16 protein-coding genes are annotated in these 16,814 nt (G+C 64.1%); 9 read left to right on the top strand and 7 right to left on the bottom strand.

Going from position 1 to position 16,814, the window contains the following annotated elements:
* The first annotated feature begins 4 nt into the window (after positions 1–4).
* Positions 5–733: a DUF72 domain-containing protein gene (locus IC50_RS29350; RefSeq protein WP_035712989.1), complete on the top strand. Its 729-nt coding sequence runs from the start codon at positions 5–7 to the stop codon at positions 731–733.
* On the opposite strand, the gene IC50_RS29355 is transcribed toward IC50_RS29350, so the two are convergent.
* Complete coding sequence (locus IC50_RS29355) at positions 730–1,917, bottom strand: CaiB/BaiF CoA transferase family protein (protein WP_035712990.1); 1,188 nt, start codon at positions 1,915–1,917, stop codon at positions 730–732. The two genes, IC50_RS29350 and IC50_RS29355, sit on opposite strands and share 4 nt — an antisense overlap.
* Before the next feature lie 843 nt (positions 1,918–2,760).
* Here IC50_RS29355 and IC50_RS29360 point away from each other — a divergent pair.
* The 3 genes from IC50_RS29360 to mgtA all read left to right on the top strand — a co-directional run bounded on the left by IC50_RS29360 (position 2,761) and on the right by mgtA (position 6,674).
* Entirely contained in the window at positions 2,761–3,054 is a 294-nt protein-coding gene (locus tag IC50_RS29360) for a hypothetical protein (protein WP_035712992.1), read from the top strand.
* A gap of 551 nt (positions 3,055–3,605) precedes the next feature.
* Positions 3,606–3,959 (top strand): hypothetical protein, encoded by a 354-nt coding sequence (locus IC50_RS29365; protein WP_333938047.1) that lies wholly within the window; start codon positions 3,606–3,608, stop codon positions 3,957–3,959.
* A gap of 174 nt (positions 3,960–4,133) precedes the next feature.
* Positions 4,134–6,674 (top strand): magnesium-translocating P-type ATPase, encoded by a 2,541-nt coding sequence (gene mgtA / locus IC50_RS29370; protein ID WP_035712995.1) that lies wholly within the window; start codon positions 4,134–4,136, stop codon positions 6,672–6,674.
* 88 nt (positions 6,675–6,762) lie between these two features.
* Here mgtA and IC50_RS29375 read toward each other — a convergent pair whose 3' ends face one another.
* From IC50_RS29375 to IC50_RS29400, 6 genes are all read right to left on the bottom strand, one after another.
* The gene (locus tag IC50_RS29375) at positions 6,763–7,002 is read right to left on the bottom strand and encodes a hypothetical protein (protein WP_244429674.1); all 240 of its coding nucleotides are present in this window, start codon (positions 7,000–7,002) and stop codon (positions 6,763–6,765) included.
* A gap of 146 nt (positions 7,003–7,148) precedes the next feature.
* Entirely contained in the window at positions 7,149–7,367 is a 219-nt protein-coding gene (locus tag IC50_RS29380; RefSeq protein ID WP_035712998.1) for a DUF6894 family protein, read from the bottom strand.
* Positions 7,368–7,625: 258 nt separating this feature from the next.
* Entirely contained in the window at positions 7,626–9,470 is a 1,845-nt protein-coding gene (ftsH, locus tag IC50_RS29385; RefSeq protein ID WP_050991144.1) for an ATP-dependent zinc metalloprotease FtsH, read from the bottom strand.
* A 152-nt stretch (positions 9,471–9,622) separates the two neighbouring features.
* A complete protein-coding gene (locus tag IC50_RS29390; RefSeq protein ID WP_035713002.1) occupies positions 9,623–10,309 on the bottom strand; it encodes an ABC transporter ATP-binding protein in 687 nt (228 codons plus the stop codon).
* A complete protein-coding gene (locus IC50_RS29395; RefSeq protein ID WP_035713004.1) occupies positions 10,302–11,528 on the bottom strand; it encodes an ABC transporter permease in 1,227 nt (408 codons plus the stop codon). The genes IC50_RS29390 and IC50_RS29395 overlap by 8 nt, the downstream gene beginning before the upstream one ends.
* Positions 11,525–12,799: an efflux RND transporter periplasmic adaptor subunit gene (locus IC50_RS29400; RefSeq protein ID WP_035713006.1), complete on the bottom strand. Its 1,275-nt coding sequence runs from the start codon at positions 12,797–12,799 to the stop codon at positions 11,525–11,527. The genes IC50_RS29395 and IC50_RS29400 overlap by 4 nt, the downstream gene beginning before the upstream one ends.
* Positions 12,800–13,061: 262 nt before the next feature.
* Between IC50_RS29400 and groL the strand changes: the two genes are divergently transcribed.
* The 5 genes from groL to IC50_RS29425 all read left to right on the top strand — a co-directional run bounded on the left by groL (position 13,062) and on the right by IC50_RS29425 (position 16,755).
* On the top strand, positions 13,062–14,684 hold the full coding sequence (groL, locus tag IC50_RS29405; protein WP_035713009.1) for a chaperonin GroEL: 1,623 nt from the start codon (positions 13,062–13,064) through the stop codon (positions 14,682–14,684).
* Between the two features lie 86 nt (positions 14,685–14,770).
* Entirely contained in the window at positions 14,771–14,989 is a 219-nt protein-coding gene (locus IC50_RS29410; RefSeq protein ID WP_035713013.1) for a ChaB family protein, read from the top strand.
* Positions 14,990–15,235: 246 nt separating this feature from the next.
* Entirely contained in the window at positions 15,236–15,757 is a 522-nt protein-coding gene (locus tag IC50_RS29415) for an Hsp20/alpha crystallin family protein (RefSeq protein WP_035713029.1), read from the top strand.
* A gap of 72 nt (positions 15,758–15,829) precedes the next feature.
* Positions 15,830–16,552: a CBS domain-containing protein gene (locus IC50_RS29420; RefSeq protein ID WP_035713015.1), complete on the top strand. Its 723-nt coding sequence runs from the start codon at positions 15,830–15,832 to the stop codon at positions 16,550–16,552.
* A gap of 23 nt (positions 16,553–16,575) precedes the next feature.
* On the top strand, positions 16,576–16,755 hold the full coding sequence (locus IC50_RS29425; protein ID WP_035713018.1) for a hypothetical protein: 180 nt from the start codon (positions 16,576–16,578) through the stop codon (positions 16,753–16,755).
* The last annotated feature ends 59 nt before the right edge of the window (positions 16,756–16,814 follow it).

Raw genomic sequence — 16,814 nt, forward strand, 5'->3', positions numbered from 1 at the left:
GATAATGGCGCGCGTTCTGGTCGGAACTTCGGGCTGGCATTACGATTCCTGGCGCGGCCCGTTCTTCCCTGAAGGCGTGACGCTGAAGCAGCAGCTCAGCTACTATGCCGGGCAGTTCGACACCACGGAGCTGAACGGGGTGTTCTACCGCACGCCAACCCCCGAGGCTGTGAAAGGCTGGCGCGAGCAGACTGGCCGCGATTTCGTCTTCGCTTGGAAGGCATCGAAGTTCATCACGCACTGGAAGCGCCTGTCGGAGCGCTCCGTCAACAGCCTCGAGCTGCTGGAGGACCGCATTTCCAGGCTCGGCGGCAAGGCCGGCCCCATCCTGTTCCAGCTGCCGCCGCAATTCGAGGCGAATGCCGACCGCCTCGCGTCGTTCTTCAAGCTGCTGTCACGGAAACGGCGTTACAGTTTCGAGTTCCGTCATCCGAGCTGGTACCAGCCGCGCATCCTGCGCATGCTGGCGGACGAGAACATCTCGCTGTGCCTGTCCGACCATCACGATGCGCCAGCGCCGTGGAAGCGCACGGCGGACTTCGTCTATGTACGCGGCCACGGCCCGAGCGGGCGTTATCACGGGCACTATACCAAGGCGACGCTGGCGCAATGGGCCAAGCGCATCAAGTCCTGGAAGCGGCAGGGCTGTGACGTCTACATCTATTTCGACAACGACCAGAAGAGCGCGGCACCCGCCGACGCAAAGGCGCTGAAGCAGTTGCTGTGCCCCTAGATGATGTCACCCTGCCGAAGCGCCGCGATCGCAGCCGCGTCATAACCGAGCTCGGCGAGGATGCGATCGGTGTGCTCGCCGAGCGTCGGCGGGCGGCTCGCGATTTCGCCCGGCGTCTCCGACAGCCGCACCGCGGCGCGGGCGACCGGCGCCTGTTTCGGCAGGCCCGGATAGTCGACGTCCTGCATGAAGCCGGCGGCGCGGATGTGCGGATGATCCAACGCCTGTTGCGGGCTGAGGACGGGGCCGGTCGGAATCATCGCCTGACCCAGCGCGTCGACGGCCTCCTGCGTGCTGCGCTCGGCACACCAGCGCGCCATCCGCTCGCTGACGATGCGTCCGTTGTTGCCGCGGCTGATGTCGTCGGCAAAGCGCGGATCGTTCAGCCACTGCTCCTCCTCGCCCATCAGCCTCGCCCAGCGCTTGAACAGCGGATGGCCGGTGACCTGGCAGAGCACCCAGCCATCCCTGGTGCGGTAGATGTCGGCTGGCGCTGCGGTCTGGCCGAGATTGCCGGTCGGAACGCGGTTGACTGATATCACTGCCTGCTCGATCAGGGTCGCATTGGTGAAGGACAGCGCGGTTGCGAGCAGCGCGCCCTCGACGATCTGCCCGCGCCCTGATTTGCCGCGCTCGATCAGCGCGGCGAGCGTGCCGAACGCGCAGTGCAGCGCGGTGCCGAAATCGACCCAGTTCACCGCGGCCCGATACGGCGGATCACCCGCTCCCGTCATGTACACCGAGCCCGACATCACCTGCCCGACGCCGTCGAAGCCGACGCGGTCGGACCAGGGCCCCGGTCCGCCGAACGCGGTGGCCGTGGTCAGGATGATGTCCGGCTTGATCGCCTTGAGCGAATCGTAGTCGAGCTTCATCGCGCGCAGCGTCTGCGGCGGCAGATTGGCGACCACGACGTCCGCGGTCGCTATCAGGCGGCGCATCACCTCCTGCCCTTCCGCCCTCATCGGATCGAGCGTGATGCACTTCTTGTTGCGATTGACCTGGAGAAACAGCGCGCCCTCGCCGCCCTCGCCCACCGGCGCCACGAAACGATCCTCGCTGCCGTCGCGCTTCTCGACCCGAATGACCTCGGCCCCGAACTCGGCCAGCAAGGTCGCGCAATAGGGCCCGGCGATATAGCGCCCGAAATCGAGCACGCGCACGCCCTCCAGAACTCCTCCCATCGATCCCTTCCCTTCTGTTTTCTTCAGATTACAGGGACTGGCTGCGACGGCAAGGTGGCGCCGCGCATCACACCATGGCCTCAGGATATGACCGGAGGACGTGGCGGATCAGGCCGGACGCCGAGACCACCTGTGCCCGCTCGACGTCGACCGCTCCCCATCGCTCAACATCTTGCCGCTGGCGATGTTGACAAAGTGCAACGAGGCGCAAGCAGGACATCGAACGGATACGTGCGTGGCCGCGGCACCGGACGTTGGCCCGGAAAGCCGGTGCTGCACGTTCATGCCAGTGCGCGGGCATTTGAACAGGATGTTGCGCTCCATGTCGCACATATGCGCCCGGCGCTGCGGCATTGAAATTGCGGGCGAGTACTTACGCAAATGTCCTGAACGGATCCACGCGGGAGTGGCAAGGATGCCGCGAAGCGCTGGTGCGCAGGCTGCCGAGCGAGAACGCGATCGTCGGTCAGGACGAATGATCGCGCCCCTTGAGCTGGATCAAGACATGTTTGTGACGCCAATTGTAGCATTATCTCGGCATCGGGAACGCTTTCCGAGGTACCGTTGCCGGAAGGAGCGAAGTTCGGATTTCTAGGCATTCCGCGCGCCGCCTTCATAGACAGGTGCAGAAAACCGCGAACATGGAGCAGGCTGGAGAGCGGCTCCGCCGGAGAGTTCGATGGAACGAAAGTCGGCAACGCGGGTTTGTTGGACGAGCTCAGCCCCCGGATGGAAGAACCAAGCGAACAATCGGCCTCGGCGCTCCCATGGAGCCCGGGGCCGATTTGCGTCGAACCTCCGGGATCGTCTGGGCAACGGAGGACACCGATCAGGAGACCCGACATGCTTGCCGACATTCAGACCGACGATCTCACCGCGGTCGTGCGCTACGCACTGGAGACGACCCGCGCGACGACTGTCTGCCCGTTCCACTGCGACATGATCATCCGTATCGGAGATGACGCCGCCGAGAGCCATGCCTTCGAACGCGCCAAGCGAATAGTCAGAAGTGACGGCACGAAATGGGAGAAGGAAGCTCTCAGGATGGAGCTTGGCCGTCAGCTCGGAACAGCCGCGGACGGCCGCTGCCCCAAGTGCGATGCCACCGCCTCGGGGCGCCCAGCTGGCCGCGAGTGACCGGATCGAGCCGCAGGAACTCACGCTGCGGGCACGCCGGAGATTGGCCGGTAGCCTAACAGTCAACGCATGTGAAGCCCGCAGATGGAGTTGGCCCCCATCCTGAACAGTGCGCGCAGACCTATTCGGAGGCCGGAATTCCCGTGAAAGCGACAAAGCCGACCGTCTCCATCATCCGCGGGAAATCCCGGACGGATATTCCGACGACGGACCAAGGAGATGATCGTCACCTTCCCCCGTCGGCCGAGAGGCGTCAGGTCGTCGACGAGTACGCCGACAATTTGAGGAAGATCATCCGAAGACTTCTTGGAAGGCTGAGTTGATCCCGCCGGCAGCGGGGGACGCGAAAGCTTGATTCAGCGCAAGGGCATGGAACGCAACCCTGATAGTAAAGGGCGAGATTGACAGGGAATGCCCGGATGACGCTTAAGAATTGGTGCGTGGTTCTCGCGATTTCGGCAGGTGCGGCGACATCCGCGATCGCTCAGTCCGATTTTCCGCCGTCCGCGAATGCGAAACAGGAGGCGCCTCGCCTCGTCGAGGTCATGGGCATGGCGCAGCTCGAGCATCTCAAGCTGTGGTATGCAGGCAAGGCGAAGAACTGGGACTTGGCCGCGTACGAGTTGCGGCAGCTGACGAACAGCCTGGCCGAGGCAGCCATCTTCTATCCGGCGGTGCCCGTCAGCAACGTGACCACGATGAAGGAGCCGCTGCTCTCGATCGCCGATGCGATCGCGGCGGGCGATGATCGCAAGTTCGCCGTTTCCATGCGCACGCTGACCGAGGGCTGCAACGCCTGTCACAGCTCGATGGGCCGCGGCTTCATTGCCATCGCTGTTCCGACCGGCGGGCAACCACCTGCCAACCAGATATTTTCGCCATCTGGGACCAGCCGGAAAAAATAACGCGCTGAAGCGGCGCGCAGCTCGGAACATCGGTACGAGGAGACGCCATGTCGCGGCCGTCGGGAACCGCTTACAGCCTGTCCCCTCACCCGGATTGAGCCGTATCAACCCGGAAATTGGGCGGCGTCTTACCTTCGCCCGGCCCAGATGTCAGCGACCGGCGAGCCCCTCCCAATGATCGAGCAATCCATTCCGGCCAAGGCTGTGGCTGCCGAGTTCTGGCAAACGCCGAAGGACGAGCTCTGCCGCGCGCTCGGCTCAGGTCCGGAAGGCCTGGCACAACTCGAAGCGAACCGAAGGCTGGCGATCTTCGGAGCCAACCGCGCTGACGTCTCGCAAAGCCGGTCGGCCCTGCGCAAGCTCGGCCAACGTCTCTGGAATCCGTTGATTGCGATGCTGCTGGCGGCTGCGCTCGTATCCGGACTGAGCGGCGACATTGGCAGTTTTGCCATCATCGCGACCGTGCTGTCCCTCTCCATTACGCTTGACATCGTTCAGGAGCATCGTGCCGAGCGGACGGCCGAGGCGCTGCGGGAATCCGTCGCCATTCAGGCCGACGTTATCAGGGACGGCAAGGACATGACGGTTTCGGTGACGGCTCTCGTCCCCGGTGACGTCGTGAAACTCCGCATCGGCGACCTGATACCGGCCGATGGCATCGTCCTCGACGCCCAGGAATTGCATGTCAATGAAGCCCTGATGACGGGCGAGCCGTTTCCGGCCTTCAAGACGGACGCCCCCTGCTCGGCGGCATTGCCGGCGGACGCCACGAACGCCCTGTTCGCGGGAACCAGCACCGTGGGCGGAAGCGGCAAGATGCTGGTCGTGAGGACCGGAGGCCGGACGCGCTTCGGCGCGATCGCCGCGGCAATGGCCGCCAACGCGCCACCGACGGCTCTCGAGGAGGGGGTCCGAAGGCTCGGAGTGCTGATCCTTCGACTGACACTCTTTCTCACCCTCTTTGTGCTGATGGCTCATCTCGTCGCGCATCGTCCCGCAATGGAGTCCTTCCTTTTCGCGGTCGCGCTCGCCGTCGGCCTGACGCCCGAACTGCTGCCCATGGTGATGACGGTAACCCTCGCCCGTGGCGCGCTGCGCATGGCGAAGCGAAAAGTCATCGTCAAGCGACTGTCCGCCATTCACGACCTGGGCGCGATGGACACGCTTTGCGTCGACAAGACCGGCACGTTGACGGAAGCCAGGATCACGCTGGAGGCGCATATCGATCCGCAGGATCGGCCCAGCGGTCGCGTCCTGAGCTTCGCGCGCCTGAACAGCACGTTCCAGGCCGGCGTCAGAAGCCCGCTCGACGACGCGATATTGTCAGCCAGCCGCGATGCCCCGGACGGCTGGGTCCGGCTTGCGGAAGTCCCGTTCGACTTCGAGCGAAGATGCTTGTCCGTTCTCGTCGCACGGCACGACGAGCACGTGCTGATTGCAAAGGGAGCTCCGGAATCCATCCTGGCCCGCTGCGCTGCCGTGGAAATCGATGGCCTCGCCCATCCGCTCGACGCCGCATGGCGGCGGAAAATGGCGGACATCCAGGCTCGATATGCCCGCGACGGCTTCCGGCTCCTTGCCGTCGCCATCAGGTCCGTTCCGGCAGGGCAGCGGACGATTGCCGTCGGTGACGAGACGGGTCTGACCATGCTCGGCTTCTGTGTCTTCGCCGATCCGCCGAAGCAGGATGCGGCCTCGGCGATTGAAGCGCTCACCTCGCTCGGCGTGACGATAAAGATCCTCTCGGGTGACCATGACGCCGTGGTCGCGCACGTCGCGCGGGCGGTCGGTCTTCCGTCGGAGCGCGTCATGACCGGAGCCGAGATCTCCGAGCTCACCGATGCCGCGCTCGTCGCCCGGGTCGATGACGTCGATCTGTTTGCCCGGATCGACCCCGATCAGAAACGGCGGATCATTGCCGCACTTCGGCACCGCAATCACGTCGTCGGTTTCATGGGAGACGGCGTCAATGATGCGCCGGCGATCCACGCAGCCCATGTCGGCATATCCGTCACGGGCGCGACCGAGGTCGCCCGCGCAGCCGCCGACATGATCCTGGTGACTCCCGACCTGTCGGTGCTTGCGGCCGGCGTGCGCGAGGGCCGCAGAACCTTTGCCAACATCCTGAAATATGTCCGGATGGGAACGAGCTCGAATTTCGGCAACATGCTTTCGATGGCCCTGGCCTCGATCGTTCTTCCATTCCTGCCGCTGCTGCCGCTGCAAATCCTGCTGAACAATCTGATCTACGATCTCTCCGAAATCGGGATCCCCTTCGACGAGGTCGACCGCGAAGACGTTGCCCAGCCGGAAGCCTGGAACATGACGGGCATCCTTCGCTTCTCCATCGTCATGGGAATGGCGTCCTCCCTGTTCGATGCGATTACATTCGTCGTTCTCCTCAACGTCTTCGACGCGGATGAGGCGCTGTTTCGAACCGGGTGGTTCGTGGAATCGATACTCACCCAGATCCTGGTCATCTTCATCATCCGGTCTCGCCGCATGCCCTGGCGCGCGAACCGCCCTCACAACATCCTGATCGCGACGTCAGTCGGCGCCCTCGTCGCCGGGCTGGCGCTTGCGCTTGGTCCGTGGCGCGGGCTGTTTGGCTTCACCGCGCTTTCCGCAGGACTGCTTGCGGTGATAGTCGCCATCGCAGCTGCCTATCTGATCTCGGCCAACGCCGCCAAACGCCTGGCAATCTCGCGTTCTTGACGCTCGAAACGGTGGATTTGGCCTGGTGCCGGGCGTGAAGATGGCGGCGCGCCGATTGCCCCCACATTCAGCTGGAAGCGGAGCAACGCTATTTTGGTGGCTGGAGACCCCGAGAGTTGACCCATTCGTCGAGACGAGCTGCGACGTCGGCCCGACGAACCCGCGCGAGCAGGTCGTCCCGCTCGCGGCCGGGCTTCAGTTTGGCGGCCTGCTCACGGAGCCGTTCGGCCCACGCCGAAAGGCGATCCTGAAACGATGCCGTCTGCTTGACGCGCTGCCGCCTCACGGTGCTTCCCCCTATGTTGAGCGCCTGTTGGGCGAGGGACACGAGCACTCCGACCCGGCGCTTCGGCTTCAGGCTAGAAGCCGATCGGCTCGCGGCCTTGCGCTAGATCAATGAGGGGCCGAATTCCGCGATGTGGAGCAGGTATCGGGCTCCGGCAGAGTGAGCGCACTCCATCCCCTTACCGGTGCTCAGGTTGCGCCTGGATAAATCTGTTCGCGGTGAACTTCCCGGCCGCTCTCGTCGATGACGACGATCTTGAGCGCGGGATGGCCCTTCGGCTTTTCTCTGCGTACCTTGTCGGCGAGGTTCTTGCTGTGCGCGATGGCCGCGCCGTCGCTCACAAGCTCCAATCCCGACTTGTCCCGGACGGGCACGCCGTCCTTGATATCGAAGTAGTAGGTGGGCATCGGTTCACTCCCGCGGCCCCACGCAGTTCGGTTGAAATCGTCATGCTGACAGAAAGAGCCGCCGAGATGCGGGGGAATGAACCTCGGCGGCAACTGGGGAACGTAACGTGGGGTCGCGTTACGCAAGTCAAATAATAGCGGGCCCGCGGATCCCGGGCTTGATCCGGATCAAGCCCGAGCTGTCCCGAGATATCCTGCGCGACCCGGATCGCCCTTCAGGAGGATCAGATACATTTCAAGCGCTCATGCGCGCCGCAATCACGCGGCGACCGGCTTGCTCTCCTCGCTGCGCTTGCCGAGCAGCGGCGTGAACTGCTCGGACGTCACCGTTTCATTTGCGATCAACAGCTCGACACCGGCATCCAGGTCGCCACGCCGCCGCTGTAGGATGTCCCGGGCGCGGCGGTCTCCTTCCTCGATCAGGTTGCGTACGGCAAGATCGATCTCGCGGCCGGTTGCCTCGGCAGCTCCGACGATCTTGTCCTGGGCCGCGCCGAGAAACGCCTGCGGCTTGGGCGCATAGGTGCGTTGCCCCACCGTCTCGTCCATGCCGTACTTGGTCACCATTTCGATCGCGACTTCCGTCGCACGCTGAAGATCGTCGGCGGCGCCGGTGGAGATCGCACCGTCGAAGATCAGGCGCTCCGATGCGCGTCCTCCCATGAGCACCGCGATGCGGTTCTTGAGCTCCTCGATCGTCAGCAGGAACCTGTCCTCGGTGGGACGCTGGATGGTGTATCCCAGCGCGCCGATGCCACGCGGAATGATCGAGACCTTCTGCACAGGGTCGACGCCGGGCAGGCTGGCCGCGACGAGGGCATGGCCCATCTCGTGATAGGCAACCCTGCGCCGCTCGTCCTTGCTGAGCACCCTGCTCTTCTTCTCGATGCCGGCCACGATCCGCTCGATCGCCGTGACGAAATCGTCGAACGTGACCTCCTCACCGCTCCGCCTGGTCGCGGCGATCGCGGCTTCGTTGATGAGGTTTGCGAGGTCGGCGCCGGTAAACCCGGTCGTGAGTCCGGCCACCTTGTCGAGGTCGACGTCGTTACTCATGTGAATCTTGCGGACATGGACCTTGAGGATGGCAACGCGCCCGTTCTTGTCCGGCCGGTCAACCAGAACCTGGCGGTCGAACCGGCCCGCGCGCAGCAGCGCGGGGTCCAGAATCTCGGGGCGATTGGTGGCCGCCAGCAGAATGACGCCGGCGCTCGGGTCGAAGCCGTCGAGCTCGGACAGCAGCTGGTTGAGCGTCTGCTCCTTCTCGTCGTAACCTCCGAACGACAGCGGCCCGCGGCTGCGTCCCAGCGCGTCGAGCTCGTCGACGAAGATGATGCACGGTGCCGCCTTTCGGGCCTGCTCGAACAGATCCCGGACGCGCGCTGCGCCGACACCAACGAACATCTCCACGAATTCCGAGCCCGAGATCGAGAAGAACGGAACGCCGGCCTCTCCCGCCACGGCGCGGGCCAGCAGCGTCTTTCCCGTTCCCGGCGGTCCGACCAGCAATATTCCCTTGGGCACGTGCGCCCCCAAGCGGCCATAGCTCTTGGGGTCCTTGAGGAATGAAACGACTTCCTGGAGCTCGAACTTCGCCTCGTCCACTCCGGCTACGTCCGCGAACGTGACCTTGATGTCCTTTTCGACATAGACCTTCGCGCGGGACTTGCCGATCGCCATCAGCCCGCCCAGGCCCTGGCCGCCGCTCATGCGGCGGCCGATCCAGAACCAGATCACGAAGAAGGCGATGACCGGAAAGATCCAGGACAGCAAGCTCTGCAGCACGCCGGCACTGGGAACGCCGGTCACGCTCACGCCTCTTGCCGCGAGCTTCTCGGCCAAAGCCATATCGACCCGCGCCGTGATGAATGCGGACTTTCCACTCGGAAGCGGTTCCTTCAATTTTCCCTGAATCATATCCGAGCCAACGGACACCTCGGCAATCTTGTCCTGCGTCAACAGCTGCTCGAATTGGCTGTAGGGAATGGTTTCGATTGAACCGTACGTCGTGAGACCGAACTGCAGCACGACGAGCAGCAGGCCGCCTGCCAGAATTGCGGCCATGACCATGGCCTGCTTCCGTGAAACTTGATCGGACTCCACTCTGCTTCTCCCATCGCCATCTGCAGTGTGAATGGTAATGGGGAACGGCGGCCTCCGCTTGATTCAGGTCAACACCGCGGCCCACGCTACCGGGCCGATGAACTCGACAGGACTGAAAACGCACGTCGACGCCTGCGCCGAATTCTCGGCGTTCAATGCTGCGCAATGCGGCCGTCGACCACCTCGATGATGCGGTCGCAGCGGCGCGCAAGGTCCAGATTGTGGGTGACGAGCAGGAAGCTCGTGCCACTCTGCCGATTGACCCGTCGCATCAGTTCGAAGACGGCGTCGGCCGACTTCGAATCGAGATTGCCGGTCGGCTCGTCCGCCAGCACGAGATCCGGATTCATGGCGAGCGCCCTGGCCACGGCCACCCGCTGCTGCTGGCCGCCCGACATGTTGTTGGCAAGATTGCTCCCGAATCTCTCCAGGCCGACCTCGGCGAGGAGTTGATCGGCCCGGGCCGCGATCTCCGCACTCGGAAATCCGCGATCCGCGAGCATCGGCATCATGATGTTCTCGCGGGCGGTGAAGGCGGAGATCAGCAAATGATGCTGGAATACGAAGCCGATGGTGTGACCTCTGAGATGCGTGAGTTCGTTGTCGCCCAATAGTCCGGTGTCGCGCCCCTTGATGAGGAGGCGGCCGGACGTCGGCCGATCGAGCAGACCGACGATGTTGAGCAGCGTGCTCTTGCCCGAGCCGGACGGCCCCATCAAAGCCAGGAACTCGCCATGGCCGAGCTCGAGATCGATGTCATGCAACACCTCGACCTCCGTCGGCAGGCCCACATTGTAGGTCTTGCAGACGCGCTCGAGCCTCAGGATCTCGTCAGCCACGGATCGCCACCACGGGATCGAGTTTCGCGGCGCGCACCGCCGGCGCGGTCGCGGCCAACAAGCCGGTGACCGTGGCGAGCACCGCCGTATAGATGAAGAGGTTTCGCTCCAGGATCAACGGAAAGAACTCGCTTCCATCCGCCTGACGGGCAACGGCGTGCCAGTAGATCAGCGCAAGCGCGCCCATCGTCGCGCCGAACAGCGAACCGACGAATCCGAGCAGACCACCCTGGAGCAGGAACACCCGCAGGATCTGGCCGCGCGAGGTGCCCATTGCCCTGAGGATGCCGATCTCCTTGGAGCGCTGGATCACCGAGACGATGAGCACCGCGGCAATGCCAAAGGCCACCGACAAGCCTACGAACAGCCGGATCAAGGTGTTCGTGTAGATCTGCGCCTGGACGGCGGTGAAGAACTGCGCGTTGGTGGCGATCCAGCTGTCGGCCTCGACAGCCGTCGCCGCCTGGATCTGCCTGGCGATGGTTTCGGCCGCGTAGATGTCCTTGATCGTCAGGTCGATGGTGGTGACGCCGCCGATCATGCCGAGCAGGGACTGTCCCGTCCGCAGCGCGATGAAGGCCGTCCGCTGATTGGCACCCTTGTTGCCGAAATCGACCAGCCCGGAGATCGTCAGCACCCGGTTGGCGGAGCTTGCCGCCTGGAGGTTCAGCTTGTCACCCACGGTGGCGCCGAGATTCTTGGCGAGCTCGGTGCCGATGATGATGTCCTCGCTGGTCAGCCGCGCGCTGCCGGCGACGATGTAGTCGGGCACCTTGACGATGCCGAAATAGGTGTCCGGCTCGATTCCGGTCAGCGTCACCGCCCGGCTGGCATCGCCGCGGATGGCCAGCGCGGATCCGGTAATGGTGGGCGAGACTGCGGTGACTTCCGGCATCGCCAGCATCTGGGTTCTGATCTTCGGCCACTGGTCGATCGAGATCACCCGCTGGCTCGGGCGTTGCACCACCGCGTCCTCGATCTCGCCGGCGGCATCGCGCAAGGGACGCGCGACCTGATCCGGCGTGAGGAGCTGGATCTGCGGCTGCGACGTCAGCACGCGCCTGATGAAATTTGCCTCCATGCCCGCGAGCATTGCCGACATGAAGACAATGACGCCAACGCCGATCGAAATGCCGCCGATGATGAAGATGGTCTGCAATCTCCCCTCGCGCAGGAAGCGCACGGCAGCGATCCACTCGAATGGGAGCCAGCGATTCATCGCAGGACGGGCCGCACGCGCTGCCCGGTCACCACGCCGGAGCTTTGCGGAATCGCGACGTCGCCGGCCTCGAGCCCTTCGGCGATCTCGATGTTGCTGTTGCCGCGCAGGCCGAGCTTCACCGGGCGCTTGACCGCACGACCGCCCTCGACGGTCAGGACCCAGGGCCGTCCGGAGAGGATGTCATGGACCGAGCGGACGGGAAGCACCTTCGCATCGTCTTTCGCGGCAACCTCGATGTCGACCGAGACGGTCATGTCCTGGCGCAGATCGTCGGATGGTTCCACCACCGTCAGCTTCACCTGCACGGTCGCGCGGGAGATGTCGATGCCCGGATTGATGTAGGAGACCTTGGCGGCAAAACGCCGGTCGGGGTAGGCATCCGCGGAGGCCAGCGCGCCCTGTCCTAGCGCGAGCTTGCCGAGATTGCGCTCGTCGATCTGCAAGACCAGCTGCAAGTCGCCCGACGGCGCCAGCACCAATAGCGCCTTCCCCGCCTGCACCACGGTGCCTCGCTCGACGTTCCGGGTAATGAGAACGCCGTCGCGAGGGGCTACGATCGTCGCATAGCCCAGGCGGGATTCCGCCGTATCCAGATTGGCTCGCGCCTGGTTGAGCTGCGTCTGCGCCATGACATAGTCGCTGCCGCCCGGACTTGCGGTATAGACTTGGAATTCCGCCGCGCGCTTCACGGCGCGCGCGACATCGAGCGTCTTCTGCGCCTCATCCAGAGCTGCCTTGGTCGCGTAACCGTTGCGTTCGAGCTGCGCCGTGCGGTCATAGCTCTGCTGGGCGTTCAGAAGCGTCGCTTGCGCCTGGGTCAGCGCCTCCTTCGCGGAAGGCAGCGTCAGCTCCTCAAGCTGCCTGATCCGGGCTTCGGCCTGGGCTACCGCCCCCTGCGCCTGGATCACCGCCGCTTTCAGTTCCCGCGCCTCCAGCGAGATCAGCGGCTGCCCCTTGGTGACCCTCTCGCCCTCCTGCACCAGCACGTCCGCGACCGTGCCGGTAATCTGGCTGCCGATCTCGACGCGGTACGGCGTCTCGACATGTCCGCTCGCCACCACGGTTTCGATCAATCGCCCGCGCGCGACCTGGTCGACCACGACGGCAGGTCCGAACAGGATGCGAACGCCCTGCCAGGCACCAAGGGCGAGCAGAACGAGGATCGCGAGCACAAACCATTTGTGGGCGAGGACTGCCGACCACGCCGACGCGGCAGAGAGCCGGCCCGTATGCTCCTGCTTCGGAAGAGGTAGTGTTTGCTCGACCATGGCTCTGCACTGCTGCGAATTCCGCCTGATCAAAAATACCGCACCACCCCATTTCCGGATTGCGCCATGTCAACGCCCTGGCTGCAAAATGCGCGCTTTCCTGAATTCATGTCGATCTTGCATCGATCGATGGTCCATCGACGGCTCCACCGCCAGCGAGCTGGTGTGGCCACGTTGACGAAGATCAATTCGACTGCAGCTCACTCGTCCAAACTGATGCACAAATCGCCTCGACAATGCAGCAAGACGGAGGACGTGAAAAATGGCGCATAAGCAGGTCCTGTTTCACTCGGCAGCTCGTGAAAAAGTCTTGCGCGGCGCGTCCCTTCTCGCCGATGCCGTGCGCGTCACACTCGGGCCGAAGTCGAAATCCGTCCTGATCCAGAAGTCGTGGGGCGCCCCCATCGTCTGCAACGATGGCGTCACCATTGCCAAGGAATTCGATCTCAAGGATGCGGAAGAGAACCTGGGCGCGCAGGTGCTGCGGCAGGCCGCCGAGAAGACCGGCGATGTCGTCGGCGACGGCACCAGCACGTCGACCATCCTTGCCCACGCCATCCTTTCGGACGGCGTCCGGAACGTCGTCGCCGGCGCCAGCGCGATCGACCTGAAACGCGGCCTCGATCGCGGGACACAGGCCGCCATCGCCGCCCTGCACGCCATGGCGAAGCCGGTGAAGACCAGGGCGGAGAAGGCCCAGGTCGCCACGATCTCGGCGCACAACGACGTTTCCATCGGCGAGCTTGTGGCGGATGCGATCGAGAAGGTCGGCGGTGACGGCGTGATCTCGGTGGAGGAGTCCAAGACCACCGAGACCCTGCTGGACGTGGTGGAAGGCATGAAGTTCGATCGCGGCTTCCTGTCGCCCTACTTCGTCACGGATGCCGACCGTATGGAAGCCGTGTTGCAGGATCCCTATGTGCTGCTGTGCGACCACAAGATCGGCGCCCTGCGCGATCTGGTTCCCCTGCTCGAGCAGGTCGCCAAGAGCGGCCGGTCGCTCCTGATCATCGCCGAGGACATCGAAGGCGAAGCGCTGGCGACCCTCATCGTCAATCAGCTTCGCGGCGTGCTCAAGGCTTGCGCCGTCAAGGCGCCCGGCTTCGGCGACCGGCGCAAGGCCATGCTGGAGGACATTGCCATCCTCACCGGCGCGCAGGTCATCTCCGAGGAGATCGGGCTCAAGCTGGAAAGCGCCACCCTCCAGCAGCTCGGTCGCGCCGCACGGGTGGTCGCCGACAAGGAGAATACCACCCTGATCGGGAGTGGCGGCGATCGCGCCCGTATCGACGCACGGCTGGCTCAAATCCGTGTCGAGATCGAGAAGACCACCAGCGACTACGACCGCGAGAAGCTCGAGGAGCGCCTCGCCAAGCTGTCGGGCGGCGTTGCCGTGATCCGGGTGGGAGCACCGACCGAAGCCGAGATGAAGGCGAAGAAGGAGGCGCTCGACGATGCGATCAGCTCGACGAAAGCTGCGGTCGCCGAGGGTATCGTGCCGGGTGGCGGGCTTGCCCTGCTGCGCACGATCGCGGCGGTAGCCAAGGAGGAGGCCGGCTCCGAGGGCGACGAACGAACCGGCATGCAGATCCTGAAACGCGCACTCGAAGCTCCCGCGCGCCAGATCGCCGAGAATTCGGCAACCGATGGCGGCGTCGTGGTTGCCCGGATGCTCGGTAGCGAGGGCAATTTCGGCTTCGATGCCGCCCAGAAGGTCTATGTCGACCTCGTGGAAGCCGGCATCGTCGATCCGGTGAAGGTCGTACGGACCGCGCTTGAAAACGCGGTTTCCGTCGCAAGCGTGCTTCTTCTGACGGAGGCGACGATGACGGAGATTCCGGAACCGAAGCGCGAGCGGCTGCCCGAGCCCGACATGGCGATGTAAGCTGCGGCACGCCTTGCCGCAAACGCCCGGCATCAGCCGTCCGCGAGCGATCCAACGCGGGCGATGATCCGGTACGGGATGCGACGATGCCCTATCGCTCGAACGAGGATCTTCCCCCAGGCGTGCGGCACCATCTGCCGCCTCATGCTCTGGACATCTACCGGGAGGCGTTCAACCACGCCTTTGCCTCGCATGCCGGGGACCTCCGGCAGGAAGAGATCGCTCACCGCACCGCCTGGGCGGCGGTGAAGCGCTCCTACGTGAAACTTGGCGACCAATGGATGCCAAGGGGACCGGCTTCATAAGGGCCGATCTGCTCTCGACTGCCCCGGCAATCGAGAAAGGTCCGTGCATCTGCCCCATATTGTGCGACGTCAGGACGGAAATCGACGAGCGCCGGGCTCGCATTTGGCATGATCGTCCCATCGCCTGCCGACACATCCGATCTGGCATGCGAAGCTCTCGAATTTGAGCGAAATCAACCGGCGCGCGATGGCCACGGCTATTCTTTGCCGCGACCGGAATGGTCAAGCTCGAAGGAGACAATGATCATGGCGACCGAAACCAAATTACCTGTCAGCAAGACATCCACCGCGCCCGCAGCCGCCGGCGAGGCATGGCAACCGTTCCAGACACTGAGAAACGAGATCGATCAGATCTTCGACGATTTCGGCAACGGCTTCTGGAAGCGGCCGTTCCGCTCGCTCGCCCGGCTGGAGCGCGATCTGTCCAAGAACTTCAATGCGCCGGCCGTCGACGTCGCCGAAAGCGACAAAGCCTACGAGATCACGGCTGAGCTTCCCGGCCTCGACGAGAAGAACATCGACGTCAAGCTCGTCAACGGCGGTCTCACCATCAGAGGCGAGAAGAAGGAAGAGAGCGAAGAGAAGAAGAAGGATTACTACGTCTCCGAGCGCCGTTACGGCTCTTTCGAGCGCTACTTCGCGCTCCCCGACGGGGTCAACACCGACAAGATCGAGGCGACGTTCAAGAACGGCGTGCTCAAGGTCGTCCTTCCCAAGACCGAGGAAGCTCAGAAGGCGGCCAAGACCATCAGTGTGAAGGCCGCCTGACGGCCCCCGACGCGAGGCTGCGGGCGGCCGCAGCCCCGCCTCACCACCTGCCAGCGAATTCGAGGACAGAACATGCGCGCGCATCATATCATGACGAAAGACATCGTTGCCGTAACGCCGCACACGACGATCGAGGAGGCGGCCAAGATCATGCTCCGAATGCACATCAGCGGCCTGCCCGTCATCGACGATGCCGGCAATCTCGTCGGCGTGGTCTCGGAGAGCGACTTCCTCCGCCGTGGCGAAATCGGCACCGGCCGCAAGCACGCCGCCTGGTTGAAGTTCTTCATGGGACCAGGGCGTGCGGCCGCCGAGTTCGTCCACGAGCGCGGCCGCAAGGTCGCCGATGTGATGACGAAGCAGGTCGTCTCGGTGCAGGAAGACGCAGATCTGGCCGAGGTGGTCGACCTGATGGAGAAGAACGACATCAAGCGCGTCCCGGTTATGCGGGGCAAGGCGCCCGTGGGGATCGTCACGAGGGCGAATGTACTGCAAGCCGTGGCGAGCCTCGTGCACGAAATTCCGGATCCGACCGCCGATGACGAGCACATTCGCGAGCGCATCACGCGCGCGGTCAACGGCACCGACTGGCGTCCGATCGGCTTTGAGGTGAATGTCCGCAAGGGCGCGGTGCATCTGCACGGCCTTGTCACCACCGACGAGGCCCGTCAGGCCGCAATCGTCGCCGCCGAGAACACCGCCGGCGTCAAGGAAGTTCACGACCATCTCTGCTTTGTCGATACCTATACCGGGTTCTATGTGGAATCGCCCGAAGACATGAAGGCCGCTGGCTGAACTCCCCGCGGATCGAGGCCGCCATGCTCGGATGGTTCGTTCGGATTCTCTTCGCCATAGCAGCGCCGATCACGGCGCTGTTCGTGGCACGTGACGCGCTGAACTTCGGCTTGATCCAGACCATCGTGACCATGTTGATCGTGACTGCCCTGGTCTGGCTGATTGCCGCCTATACCGGGCGGGACCGTCAGGCGCCGCGCTAGCTGCCGGCGCGACACGGTGCCCGGTCCCCGAAATCGCCGCTACTGGCTCCCCCCCCCCC

This window comes from Bradyrhizobium genomosp. I (2014) (assembly GCF_000261685.1).
In the GTDB taxonomy this organism is placed as follows: domain Bacteria; phylum Pseudomonadota; class Alphaproteobacteria; order Rhizobiales; family Xanthobacteraceae; genus Bradyrhizobium.

Bases quoted from the DNA above. Each gene is read 5' to 3' on its own strand.
- IC50_RS29355 (WP_035712990.1), bottom strand. From the start codon at position 1,917: ATGGGAGGAGTTCTGGAGGGCGTGCGCGTGCTCGATTTCGGGCGCTAT.
- IC50_RS29380 (WP_035712998.1), bottom strand. From the start codon at position 7,367: ATGCCCACCTACTACTTCGATATCAAGGACGGCGTGCCCGTCCGGGAC.
- IC50_RS29360 (WP_035712992.1), top strand. From the start codon at position 2,761: ATGCTTGCCGACATTCAGACCGACGATCTCACCGCGGTCGTGCGCTAC.
- IC50_RS29415 (WP_035713029.1), top strand. From the start codon at position 15,236: ATGGCGACCGAAACCAAATTACCTGTCAGCAAGACATCCACCGCGCCC.
- groL (WP_035713009.1), top strand. From the start codon at position 13,062: ATGGCGCATAAGCAGGTCCTGTTTCACTCGGCAGCTCGTGAAAAAGTC.
- IC50_RS29425 (WP_035713018.1), top strand. From the start codon at position 16,576: ATGCTCGGATGGTTCGTTCGGATTCTCTTCGCCATAGCAGCGCCGATC.
- IC50_RS29395 (WP_035713004.1), bottom strand. From the start codon at position 11,528: ATGAATCGCTGGCTCCCATTCGAGTGGATCGCTGCCGTGCGCTTCCTG.
- IC50_RS29420 (WP_035713015.1), top strand. From the start codon at position 15,830: ATGCGCGCGCATCATATCATGACGAAAGACATCGTTGCCGTAACGCCG.
- IC50_RS29400 (WP_035713006.1), bottom strand. From the start codon at position 12,799: ATGGTCGAGCAAACACTACCTCTTCCGAAGCAGGAGCATACGGGCCGG.
- IC50_RS29350 (WP_035712989.1), top strand. From the start codon at position 5: ATGGCGCGCGTTCTGGTCGGAACTTCGGGCTGGCATTACGATTCCTGG.
- IC50_RS29410 (WP_035713013.1), top strand. From the start codon at position 14,771: ATGCCCTATCGCTCGAACGAGGATCTTCCCCCAGGCGTGCGGCACCAT.
- mgtA (WP_035712995.1), top strand. From the start codon at position 4,134: ATGATCGAGCAATCCATTCCGGCCAAGGCTGTGGCTGCCGAGTTCTGG.
- IC50_RS29365 (WP_333938047.1), top strand. From the start codon at position 3,606: ATGGCGCAGCTCGAGCATCTCAAGCTGTGGTATGCAGGCAAGGCGAAG.